Source organism: Streptomyces sp. NPDC020192 (assembly GCF_044388685.1).
Lineage (GTDB): Bacteria > Actinomycetota > Actinomycetes > Streptomycetales > Streptomycetaceae > Streptomyces.
In genome coordinates this window covers 304616-312897 of sequence record NZ_JBIRXG010000012.1, presented here as the reverse complement: position 1 = coordinate 312897, position 8282 = coordinate 304616, and the positions used below count along the sequence as shown (strand labels likewise).

Genomic DNA, 8282 nt, shown 5'->3' with positions numbered 1-8282 from the left:
AAGGTCGCACGCCAGCACGCCCGCGTGGCGGACCGGCGCCGGGACTTCCACCACAAGGCATCCACACAGATCATCCGCGACAACCAAGCGGTGTATGTCGAAGACCTCGCGGTGTCCGGCCTCGGGCGCACCCGGCTCGCCAAGTCCGTGCACGACGCGGGATGGTCCGCGTTCGTCGGCATGCTGGAGTACAAGGCGGTCAAGCACGGCCGCACCTTCACCAAGGTGAACCGTGCTTTCCCGTCCTCTCAGGTCTGCTCGGCCTGCGGATTCCGGGACGGTCCCAAGCCCCTGCACGTCCGCCAGTGGACGTGCGGCGCATGCGGCACCGTGCACGACCGCGACCACAACGCAGCACGCAACGTCCTCTTCGAAGGACGCCGTATCGTCGCCACCGGACGGGTGGAGACGCCAAACGCCTGTGGAGTGCCGGTAAGACGGGCACACGTGCCCGCACAGCGCGTTGAAGCAGGAAGCCCCAGGAAGGGTCAGACGACCCAGGCCGGAATCCCTGGACTTTAGGCCAGGGAGCACGTCAACTCAATCCAGGACCGGCAGCAGGTCGGGCAGGTGGCCGTCGGAGGCCTGCGCCGCGCGCTGCCGTTCCTGCGGCACCTCGCCGTAGATCGTGGTGCGCGGCCGCGCCGGGCGGCCGGCGGCCTCGGCGACGGCCACCAGGTCGCGGATCGACTTGTACGAGCCGTACGACGAGCCCGCCATCCGGGAGATCGTCTCCTCCATCAGCGTGCCACCGAGGTCGTTCGCACCGGAGCGGAGCATCTCCGCCGCCCCCTCCGCGCCCAGCTTCACCCAGCTTGTCTGGATGTTCGGGATCCAGGGGTGGAGGAGGAGGCGCGCCATTGACGTCACCGCGCGGTTGTCCCGCGTCGTCGGGCCCGGGCGGGAGATGCCCGCCAGGTACACCGGCGCGTTCGTGTGGATGAAGGGGAGCGTGACGAACTCCGTGAAGCCGCCCGTCTCCCGCTGGATCCGGGCCAGCGTGCGCAGATGGCCGAGCCAGTGGCGGGGCTGGTCGACATGGCCGTACATCATCGTCGAGGACGAGCGGATGCCCAGCTCGTGGGCCGTCGTGACGACCTCGATCCAGGTGGCGGTCGGCAGCTTGCCCTTGGTCAGCACCCAGCGGACCTCGTCGTCCAGGATCTCGGCGGCGGTTCCGGGAATCGTGTCCAGACCCGCTTCCTTCGCCGCACTCAGCCACTCCCGGATCGACAGGCCGGTGCGGGTGGCGCCGTTCACGACCTCCATCGGGGAGAAGGCGTGCACGTGCATCCCGGGGACACGGGTCTTCACGGCCCGTGCGATGTCGAAGTACGCCGTCCCGGGCAGGTCGGGGTGGATGCCGCCCTGCATGCACACCTCGACCGCGCCCACGTCCCAGGCCTGCTGGGCGCGGTCCGCCACCTGCTCCAGGGAGAGGGTGTACGCGTCGGCGTCCGTCCGGCGCTGGGCGAAGGCGCAGAAGCGGCAGCCGGTGTAGCAGACGTTGGTGAAGTTGATGTTCCGGGTGACGATGTACGTCACGTCGTCGCCGACCGCCGCCTTCCGCACGTCGTCCGCGATCCGGGTGAGCGCGTCCAGCGCCGGGCCGTCCGCGTGCAGCAGGGCCAGGGCCTCGGAGTCGGTGAGCTTCGTGGGGTCGTCCGCCGCCGTGCGCAGCGCCTGGCGTACGTCCGTGTCGATGCGCTCCGGCGCCATCCCGGGGGCCGCCGCCTCCTTCAGTGCCTCCCAGTCGCCGTAGACCTCGTCGAAGTCCTCGCGGCGGTCGGCGGTGCGGCCCTCGGTGTCGATCGTGCGGTGCAGGTCCGTGCGGCCGGTCGGGACGAAGGCCTCCTCCGGTTCCTGCCAGGGCCGGCCCTCGACCACGGCGTCCTCGCGTGCGAGCCCCGTCTCCGGGTCGGCGAGCGCGTTCACGTGCGGGCGCAGCCGCGGGTCCAGCCAGGGCTCGCCGCGGTGCACGAACTCCGGGTAGACGCAGAGGCGTTCGCGCAGCTCGAAGCCGGCGGCGGCCGACTTCGCCGCAAGTTCCTCGATCTGCGGCCACGGGCGCTCCGGGTTGACGTGGTCGATCGTCAGGGGCGAGACCCCGCCCCAGTCGTCGATACCGGCGCCGATCAGCCGCTCGTATTCACTGTCCACCAGGTTCGGCGGGGCCTGGAGGCAGGCCGACGGGCCCATGAGGTGCCGGGCCACGGCCACCGTGGCGACCAGGTCGTCCAGTTCGGCGTCCGGCATGCCGCGCATCGCCGTGTCCGGCTTGGCGCGGAAGTTCTGGATGATCAGTTCCTGGATGCCGTGGTAGGCCCGCGACACCTTCCGCAGGGCGAAGAGGGACTCGGCGCGCTCCTCGTACGTCTCGCCGATGCCGATGAGGAGGCCGGAGGTGAAGGGGACGGAGGAGCGGCCCGCGTCCTCCAACACCCGCAGCCGCACGGCCGGTTCCTTGTCCGGGGAACCGTAGTGCGGCCCGCCGGGCTCGGACCAGAGCCGTTCGGCGGTCGTCTCCAGCATCATGCCCATCGACGCGGCGACCGGCTTCAGGCGCTGGAAGTCCGTCCAGGTCATGACGCCCGGGTTGAGGTGGGGCAGCAGGCCGGTCTCCTCCAGGATGCGGATGGAGATGGCGCGGACGTAGGCGATGGTGTCGTCGTAGCCGTGCGCGTCGAGCCACTCGCGCGCCTCCGGCCAGCGGTCCTCGGGCTTGTCGCCGAGGGTGATGAGGGCTTCCTTGCAGCCGAGGGAGGCGCCCTTGCGGGCGATGTCCAGCACCTCGTCCGGGGACATGAACATCCCGTGCCCGGCGCGGCGCAGCTTGCCGGGGACGGTGACGAAGGTGCAGTAGTGGCACTTGTCCCGGCACAGCCGGGTGAGGGGGATGAAGACGCTCTTCGAGTACGTGATGACGCCGGGCCGGCCCGCCTGTTCGAGGCCCGCGTCGCGCACCCGGGCGGCCGACGCGGCGAGGTCGGTGAGGGCCTCGCCGCGGGCCTGGAGCAGTACCGCCGCCTCGGCTACGTCGAGGGCGACGCCGTCCCGGGCGCGTTTGAGGGCGCGACGCATGGAGTTCTCGGTGGGGCCGGTTCCGGAGGTCGCGGAAGTCGTCATCCCTCAACCATACGTTCGGGGTGATCAGTGCCAACGGCGCCATCCGGCCCTACAGGAAGCTCCCGTACCCGTCCAGCGCCTTCAGCACCTCCGCCTCCCCCGCCGACGGCAACTGGAGTACGGCCTCCTCGATGCCCAGTTCCGCGTAGTGGGCGAGCTTGCCGGGGGTCGGCAGCACGGCGTACGGGACGACCTGGAGGGTGGCGGGGTCGCGGCCCGCGTCCGCCCAGGCCGTGCGCAGCGCCGGCAGCGACTCGGTGAGGCCCCGTCCGCCGATCGGCAGCCAGCCGTCGGCGTACTCGGCGATGTGGGCGAACAGCTTCGGCCCGGCCGTCCCGCCGACGAGCGTGCGCGGGCCGGTGACCGGGCCGCGCGGCCTCTGCACCGGCTTGGGGTACGCGTCGCTGGCCCGGACGCTCCCGAACTCGCCGTCGTACGGCGTCGGTTCCGCCGCCCACAGCGCCTGCATCAGCCGCATCCGGTCCCGGACCAGCTCCCGGCGGGTACGCCACTGCACGCCGTGGTCGGCGGCCTCCTCGACGTTCCAGCCGTAGCCGAGGCCGAGGGTGAAGCGACCGCCGGAGACGTGATCCAGGGTGGCGACCTGCTTGGCGAGGGCGATCGGGTCGTGCTGGGCCACCAGGGTGATGCCGGTGCCGAGGCCGAGCCGCTCGGTGACGGCTGCGGCCTGGCCCAGGGCGACGAAGGGGTCGAGGGTGCGGCCGTACTCGCGCGGGAGGTCGCCCCCGGCCGGGTACGGCGTGGTCCGCTCGACGGGGATGTGGGTGTGCTCGGGCAGGTAGAGGCCGGCGTAGCCGCGCTGCTCGAGTTCGCGGGCGAGCCGGACCGGCGCGATGGTCTCGTCGGTGAGGAAGATGGTGACGGCGATACGCATGGCCCATCTGTACCGGGCCGAGACTCGCCTGTCCATACCGACCAGTCGGCATTAGCCTTCCGTCCATCAACTCCCGCTTGCCAATCTCCTCCTCTTTCACGGGAGTTCACACCTGGACGGGAGAGTGACCACCATGTGTGACGACACGCACGAGCACACTCACGGCATCGGCAGACGCGCGCTGTTCGTGACGGGCGCCGCCGCTGCCCTTACGTTGGGAAGCGTGAGCTTCGCAGCGGCGGACGGTCAGGACACGGAGACCCGGACGGTGGGCGGCACCCTGCCGCCCGGCTCCCCCGACTTCGTGTACGTACCGGTCGAAGTCCCCGCCGGCGTCGGGGAGATCAGGGTCTCCTACACGTACGACAAGCCCTCGGTCCCGGCCGGCACCACGGGCAACGCGCTCGACATCGGCCTCTTCGACCAGCACGGCACCGAGCTGGGCGGCCGGGGCTTCAGGGGCTGGTCGGGCGGGGCGCGTACGGAGTTCTTCGTCCGGGCCGACGACGCGACCCCCGGGTACATCCCCGGCCCGGTGCGGGAAGGTACCTGGTACGTCGCGCTGGGCCCCTACACGGTGGCGCCGCAGGGCCTGACGTACGAGCTGACGATCACACTGACCTACGGCGCGGCGGGCGAGACCCCCCGGCCGGTGTATCCGCCCTCCCGGGCGAGGGGCCGGGGCCGGGACTGGTACCGGGGCGACTGCCATCTGCACTCCTGGTACTCCGACGGCCGCCGCACCCCGGCCGAGATCGCGGCCCTCGCGCGGGCGGCGGGCCTGGACTTCATCAACTCCTCGGACCACAACACCCACTCCGCGCACCCCCACTGGGCGGACCAGGCGGGCGACGACCTGCTGATCATGCTCGGCGAGGAGATCACGACCCGCAACGGCCATGTGGTGGCGCTCGGCACGGAGCCCGGCACGTTCGTGGACTGGCGGTACCGGGCCCGGGACAACCGCTGGGCCCGCTTCGCCCGGGAGATCCGCCGCGCCGGCGGCCTGGTCGTCCCCGCCCATCCGCACGCCACCTGCGTCGGCTGCGGCTGGAAGTTCGGCTTCGGCGAGGCGGACGCCGTGGAGGTGTGGAACGGCCCGTACACCCCGGACGACGAGGTGACGCTGGCCGACTGGGACAACCAGCTGGTCGCCTCCGTGCGGCAGGGGCGGGCCTGGCTTCCGGCGATGGGCAACAGCGACGCCCACCGCGACCCGGACACGGTCGGCAGTCCCCAGACGGTCGTCCTCGCCGACGACCTGACCCGCGAGGCGATCCAGGAGGGCATCCGCGCGGGCCGCTCGTACGTGGCCGAGTCCAAGAACCTCACCCTCGGCTTCACGGTGACGGGCGGACGCGGGCAGCGGGCGGGCATCGGGGAACGGCTGGAGGTGCCCGCCGACACCCCGGTGACCGTACGCCTGGAGGTCTCGGGCGCCCCGCGCTGCACCGTCCGCTTCGTCACCGACCAGGGCGTGCTGTACACCAGCGATCCGCTGCCGGTGTCGGGCACGGGCACGGTCGAGTGGCGGACGACGCCCTCCTACGCGGCGTACGTACGGGCCGAGGTACGGCACGAGACGGCGGCCGGTCCGGTGCCGGGGGCGCTGGCGGCGTTCACGAACCCGGTCTTCCTCGGGCCGGTCAGCGACGGACGGCCCGCCGCAGGGCGATGATCTCGGCGACCGCGTCCAACCAGCGGGCGGCCCGGATCTCGGCCTCGGGGGTGGCCGCGGTCTGCGCGGCGCCGGTCAGCCAGTCCCGCAGCAGCTCGGCCGGTTCCGGGGACGGCAGCGGCTCGGGCAGCGCGGCCGCGTAGGCCAGGCCGCCGGACCGGACGATCTCGGCGAGGAACGTCACCGAGCGCGGCAGTACGCCGAGCCGGTCGAGGGTGACGGCGGCCGCCACGGCGCCGTCCCCGAACAGGGCCGTGTGGAAGGTGTCCTGGGTCAGGCCGTAGCGCAGCAGCATGCCGATGTCGGTGGCGGCCAGGACCTCGTCGTCGGTGCGGCTGTCGTGGTCGGGGGCTGGGGGCATGAGGGCCTCGGTTCCGGTCACTGATTCAGCGGACGGTGATCGTGAAGAGGTAGTAGCCGGCCTGGGCGCGTGGGCGGGCGGTCAGGGTGGGGTACGGCGACGGGGACGCCGGGGACGCGGAGGGCGTGCCGGTGCATGTGTCCATGGGGCAGTACAGCAGCCGTACCGTCGCCGTGCCCTTGGCGAGGGCGGTGAAGTCGAAGGACTGGGTGCCGTCGGTGCTGCCCTCGACGTCCTTGCCGGCGTTGCCGTAGTCCGCCCGTCTGCCCCGGTACGTGAGCACGGTGGCGTCCGGGCCGGGCTTGGCGAGGTACCAGTTCTGGCCCAGGGTCGGGGCCGCCGGCACGGTGAGCGAGAACCGCTGGCCCGGCGCGACGGTGATGGTCCGGTGCTCGGTGCCGTAGGCGGGGGTGGCGGGAGACGCCGACGGTCTGGGCGTCGCCGTCGCGCCGGGCGTGGTCGGCACGGTGGGCGTGCCCGTGGGGGCGGTCCCCCCGCTCTTGCCGCAGCCGGTGAGGGCGAGCAGGCAGAGGAGGGCGGCCGGGCCGAGGAGAGGGGTACGTGAAGTCATCGCTGGTTTCCGTCAGTCCTGGGGCAGGTGGACCTCGTAGGCGTCGGGCAGCTCGTTGTCGCTGGCCTTCGCCATGCCTCCGTTGACGAAGTCGTCCTCGCTGACCCAGGTGGTCTTGCCCCACGGGTTGTAGATCTCCAGCTTGTCACCCTCCTGGCCGATGATCATCATGGCGTGCCCGACCCGGTTGCCCTTCTCGTCGTGCCCCTGGACGCCGATGGGCACCGGCTTGCCGTCCGCCACCGCCTTCTCGATGTCCGGCAGGACGTCGCGCCGGGCGTTCGCGTCCGGGACCTCGTGCATCTCGTACGAGCTGCCGGTCTCCGGGCTGATCTCCTTGTCGACGACCTCGGTCTTGCCCTTCAGGTCCATGCCGTTCCAGCCGGCGCCGCCGTGTCCCTCCTCGTGCACCCGGTGCTGTTCGGCGATCAGGCGCTGGCGGAAGGCGGCCGAGTCGTCCTCCTGGCCGCTGGGGCCGCCGGTGAGCGAGAGGGCGTAGACGGGGTCGACCAGGGCGCGCGCGGTGACCGTGGAGGAGGCGACACAGGTGCCCTCCTGGCCGTCGCCGCCCTGCGCCCACAACTGGCCCTGGAAGTCCTGCAGCTGGGTGTTCAGGTTGGCGCCGCTGACGGGGTTCGTCCCCTCGTCCTTGAGGCTGTCGCCGTCGGTGACGATCGGGGTCAGGTGCCGTTGCAGCCAGGCCGGGTCCTTGCCGTGGATCTTGCCGTCGAACGTCTGGATGTCGTCGACGCCGTGGCCCGCGGCGAGGGCCTTCATCAGGTACGCCTTCTCCTGCGGGGTCTTGGCGCCCGCCAGGAGCTGGTCCATCCGGGCCCGGTCGGCGGGCGAGAGCTGGTCCATGGCCCGGCCGGAGCGTTCCAGGTCGTTCGCGGTGAGGATCTCGTTGAGGTCGGCCGCGCCGTCCTTGCCGCTGGTGTCGGCGAGCATCAGCCGGTCCACCGCGGACAGCTGACCGGTGTGCATCGTGCCGGCGCGGGCCTCGGCCGCCCACTTGTTCAGGTCGCGGGCCGCGGCGCGTACGGCGTCGTCGGCGGTGACGGCCGCCTTGTGCATCAGCTCGACCCCGTCGGTGGCGAGGGTCCGCCCGGCGTCGAGGGTCGCCTTCTTCTCCGCGTCGCTCTCCAGCATGCTGCCGAGATCGAAGACGCTGTCCCTGGGGCCGAGCCGCTGCTTGGCCTGCTGCATCTTGGCGCGGCCGTCGGCGTCCTGCTTCTTCGCGGTGCCGAGCGCGTCGGCCAGCGCGTGCAGTGCCCTGGCGCCGCCCTGGAAGGCGTCGGCCATCTTGGTCGCGGCGCGGGCGGCGGCGGCCACCCCGTCGCAGGCGAGGACGCCGGTGTCGCCGACCCAGACCTCGGGCAGGCCCTTCTTGGCCACCTTGGCCGTACGGTCGTGCAGCTCGCCGGCCTTGTCGACCTGGTCTCGGTAGCGCTTGCCGAGCGCTTCGAGGGTGGCCGTGTCGCCGACGGGCGCGGAGACGAAGAGGGCGTTGTCGATCTGGTCCAGCAGGTCGTTCTTGTCGCCGGCCTTGGGAATGCTCGTGGCGAGGTCGGCCAGCCAGGAGCGGCGGCCGGCGGGGGTGTCCAGCGCGCCCAGGGGGTTCAGGTGGTCCAGGAAGCCCATCGGCCCGTCC

At 72.1% G+C, this 8282-nt stretch carries 7 protein-coding genes; 2 read left to right on the top strand and 5 right to left on the bottom strand.

The genetic code is table 11. The annotated features are described in order from the left end of the window. Nucleotides 1-522: RNA-guided endonuclease InsQ/TnpB family protein (locus ACH47Z_RS24435; RefSeq protein WP_399077022.1), on the top strand; the 522-nt coding region annotated here is incomplete at its 5' end. Nucleotides 523-540: 18 nt separating this feature from the next. Here ACH47Z_RS24435 and ACH47Z_RS24430 read toward each other — a convergent pair. Further along, nucleotides 541-3126 (bottom strand): bifunctional FO biosynthesis protein CofGH, encoded by a 2586-nt coding sequence (locus tag ACH47Z_RS24430; RefSeq protein WP_399077020.1) that lies wholly within the window; start codon nt 3124-3126, stop codon nt 541-543. A 49-nt stretch (nt 3127-3175) separates the two neighbouring features. Next, nucleotides 3176-4021, bottom strand: a complete 846-nt coding sequence (locus ACH47Z_RS24425) for an LLM class F420-dependent oxidoreductase (RefSeq protein WP_399077018.1) — start codon at nt 4019-4021, stop codon at nt 3176-3178. A 133-nt stretch (nt 4022-4154) separates the two neighbouring features. On the opposite strand from ACH47Z_RS24425, the gene ACH47Z_RS24420 reads away from it, so the two are divergent. Continuing rightward, nucleotides 4155-5699: a CehA/McbA family metallohydrolase gene (locus tag ACH47Z_RS24420; protein ID WP_399077016.1), complete on the top strand. Its 1545-nt coding sequence runs from the start codon at nt 4155-4157 to the stop codon at nt 5697-5699. Here the strand turns inward: ACH47Z_RS24420 and ACH47Z_RS24415 are convergent. From ACH47Z_RS24415 to ACH47Z_RS24405, 3 genes are read right to left on the bottom strand one after another with little or no spacing between them, the layout of a single operon-like run. Further along, on the bottom strand, nt 5668-6081 hold the full coding sequence (locus ACH47Z_RS24415) for a hypothetical protein (protein ID WP_399077014.1): 414 nt from the start codon (nt 6079-6081) through the stop codon (nt 5668-5670). The genes ACH47Z_RS24420 and ACH47Z_RS24415 overlap by 32 nt on opposite strands. Before the next feature lie 4 nt (nt 6082-6085). Further along, nucleotides 6086-6631 (bottom strand): protease inhibitor I42 family protein, encoded by a 546-nt coding sequence (locus ACH47Z_RS24410; RefSeq protein ID WP_399077012.1) that lies wholly within the window; start codon nt 6629-6631, stop codon nt 6086-6088. 12 nt (nt 6632-6643) lie between these two features. After that, nucleotides 6644-8272, bottom strand: a complete 1629-nt coding sequence (locus ACH47Z_RS24405) for a peptidoglycan-binding protein (protein WP_399077010.1) — start codon at nt 8270-8272, stop codon at nt 6644-6646. Between the last annotated feature and the right edge of the window lie 10 nt (nt 8273-8282).